The 2,661-nt window shown below is 39.2% G+C and carries 3 protein-coding genes and 1 pseudogene; 2 read left to right on the top strand and 2 right to left on the bottom strand.

Annotated features, from left to right (window positions below; translation table 11 throughout):
• The first annotated feature begins 464 nt into the window (after positions 1–464).
• Positions 465–1,286, top strand: coding sequence for a DNA adenine methylase (locus ACFIJJ_RS09335; protein WP_375624314.1), 822 nt, complete (start codon positions 465–467; stop codon positions 1,284–1,286).
• 97 nt (positions 1,287–1,383) lie between these two features.
• Here the strand turns inward: ACFIJJ_RS09335 and ACFIJJ_RS09330 are convergent, their stop codons facing one another.
• Both ACFIJJ_RS09330 and ACFIJJ_RS09325 read right to left on the bottom strand, forming a co-directional pair.
• Positions 1,384–1,740, bottom strand: coding sequence for a type II toxin-antitoxin system HigA family antitoxin (locus ACFIJJ_RS09330; protein WP_375624310.1), 357 nt, complete (start codon positions 1,738–1,740; stop codon positions 1,384–1,386).
• The gene (locus ACFIJJ_RS09325; protein WP_317993618.1) at positions 1,737–2,051 is read right to left on the bottom strand and encodes a type II toxin-antitoxin system HigB family toxin; all 315 of its coding nucleotides are present in this window, start codon (positions 2,049–2,051) and stop codon (positions 1,737–1,739) included. The genes ACFIJJ_RS09330 and ACFIJJ_RS09325 overlap by 4 nt, the downstream gene beginning before the upstream one ends.
• A gap of 164 nt (positions 2,052–2,215) precedes the next feature.
• Between ACFIJJ_RS09325 and ACFIJJ_RS09320 the strand changes: the two are divergent.
• Positions 2,216–2,661 (top strand): annotated as a pseudogene (locus tag ACFIJJ_RS09320) (phage tail protein); the annotation flags it as partial.

Raw genomic sequence — 2,661 nt, 5'->3', positions numbered from 1 at the left:
TCTTTCTTTAAAGTCCTTTTTGACTGACAGTGTCAGGCTTATGAGAGAGTGTAGATAATTGTTATGGTCTCTTCATTGATTTGGAGAGCAAGATGGCAACAGAAGTGAATAGTCTCTGCTGCACTGTAGTGAAGTCATTCTTTATCTCTAGAGGGATGCCCCGAAATCATGACTAATCCCCTCTTCTACTTCAAAAATTTTGTAAAGAGATCAACGGCTCTTGGCAAGCCTCTCTGATAACCTATCGCTATGAAAAATCAAGCAGATATATCACAGGAATTATCCTAGAAACTCCAAACCAAAGAAAGAAAGAAAAAATAGAGGCTGGGCTGGTAGTCCAGCCAACGGGAACAGTTTTGCGAACAACCCCGTCCGATGCAACTCAACTCAACATCGCAGCCACTTCTTATCACTTGGAAACAGTGAGAAGATGGCTAATATAGATGGAAGAGTGTTAAAAAATGATGGATATACTTTGTAAAGAAAAATTAAAATCTGTTGATCCCATCTCACCCGCCGCTGCTTATATTGGAGGCAAAAGAAGATTAGCCAAAACCATTGTCAAAATTATCGAGGACATCCCTCATAGCATTTATGCCGAACCTTTTGTTGGAATGGGAGGAATATTCTTTAGGCGAAAGTTGATTCCGCCCACTGAAATTATTAATGATCGTTTAGGAGATGTAGTGAATTTTTTTAGGGTGTTGCAACGCCATTATCACCCTTTTATGGAATTGCTAGAATTTCAGATCAGTAGCCGTGAGGAATTTCAACGCTTGCGCATGCAAGACCCAAACACTCTCACGGATTTAGAGCGCGCTTCAAGGTTTTTATATTTGCAGCGTTTAAGCTTTAGCGGGAAGGTGGCCGACCGTACGTTTGTGGTTGAAACAGACCGCGGTGCACAGTTTAATCCTTTGAAACTTGAAGCCTCATTAAAGCTTATTTACCAACGTTTAGCGAGTGTTACCATTGAACATTTAGACTGGTCTAATTTTATACTTCGCTATGATCGGCCAAATACCTTGTTTTATCTTGACCCACCTTATTGGGGCGTTGAGGATTACTACGGAAAGGATTTGTTTAAGCGGGAGGATTATCAGACGATGTCTGCGCTTCTCGCACAATTAAAGGGAAAGTTTCTTCTCTCTCTCAATGATGTACCAGAAGTTCGAAAAACCTTCAGCCAATTTACCCTAAAAGAAGTAAACACGTTTTATTCGTGTAACGCCTCAAATAATGCGATTCCAGCTAAAGAGTTGATCATCTCAAATTGCGATTTCTAAAACGAGAAATAATACATATTAAAGGGTCTTTAAATGATCTTTGAAGACCTTTTGAAACCCCTTAAAAATCTTTCAAAAAAATAAATTAGTATAAAACCTAAGCTATCAGACTTTCTAGTGGAATATTGAACTGTTGGTGCAAGTTTTTAATCATGCGCAGTGTTAATTTTCTTTTACCACTCAAGATTTCATAAACACGATTTAAATGACCAATCGCAGGAACGAGATCTTTAGCACTTAAGTTCATTTGTTCCATTCTAAATTTAATAGCTTCAATCGGGTGAGGAGGAGAAACAGGATAGTGTTCTGCTTCATACGCTTCAATCAACAACACAAGAACCTCCATTTGATCAAATTCTGGAGTATTCTCTTTAGGTTGATTGTCAAACATTGCAGACACAATTTCTAAAGCTTCTTGATACTCTCTCTCTGTACGAATTGGTTTGATATTCATTTCTTAAATTCCTTTAGTTCTACAGTATTAGCATCAATTGCATCATACTGTTTGTGTGTCCCTATAAATTTTATATAAAGCCAACCTGCTGGATAAAAGATTGAAACAACTAAACGATAATCATTGCCTCTAATATTAAAAACAACACGATTATTCTTTAATATGCTTGCATTTTTATACTTCTCTTTAATGTCATGAGGAGAACGCCACTGCGCATTTTTAGCTTCATCTACCCATGCTTTTAACGGTTGTTCAGCATCAGGATATCGAGCCCAAAAAGTTTGAAGTGTGGAGATTTTAACAATTTTCATAAGTTTATCCTGATTTTTATCAATCTTAGTACCATTTTGGGACCAAGTCAAGATATTTATAAAAAGAAAGTGCTTGTTGAAAACAAACCTTTCTCAAGAGCGGCTCTTTACCTCTCATTTTTCCCATTCATTTCATTAGCCAACCATTTAAAGGAGCATAAAGTATGGCAACAGGTTTTCTACACGGTGTTGAAGTCGTTGAAGTTGACGACGGCACCCGCCCCCTTCGCGCGGTTCAGTCTGCCGTTATCGGGATTGTTGGCACAGCACCAGATGCCGATGAACAAGCATTCCCTCTCAACACACCGGTTTTGGTAGCAGGCTCTCTTTCACAAGCTGCAAAACTCGATAGAACAGGCAAACGACGCGGCACTTTACCCAATGCCCTTGATCTTATTTTTAAACAAGTAGGAGCAATTGTCGTTGTCGTACGCGTGAACGAGGGTGACAACGAAAATGCAACACTCACCAATATTTTGGGTGGTGTAAACGCAAATGGCGCTTATGAAGGTGTTCATGCTTTTATTGGAGCACAATCCATTGTGGGACAAACACCACGCATTCTCATCGCTCCAGGCTTTACACATCAACGCCCTTCCAGTGTGAATAT

The sequence above is a fragment of the Bartonella sp. TT29SHDZB genome, from assembly GCF_042193395.1.
Lineage (GTDB): Bacteria > Pseudomonadota > Alphaproteobacteria > Rhizobiales > Rhizobiaceae > Bartonella.
The sequence above is the reverse complement of the archived record's forward strand: the minus strand, read 5'-3'. Positions and strand labels throughout refer to the sequence as shown.

Coding starts and splice junctions, on each gene's coding strand:
- ACFIJJ_RS09335 (WP_375624314.1), top strand. CDS start 465: ATGGATATACTTTGTAAAGAAAAATTAAAATCTGTTGATCCCATCTCA.
- ACFIJJ_RS09330 (WP_375624310.1), bottom strand. CDS start 1,740: ATGAATATCAAACCAATTCGTACAGAGAGAGAGTATCAAGAAGCTTTA.
- ACFIJJ_RS09325 (WP_317993618.1), bottom strand. CDS start 2,051: ATGAAAATTGTTAAAATCTCCACACTTCAAACTTTTTGGGCTCGATAT.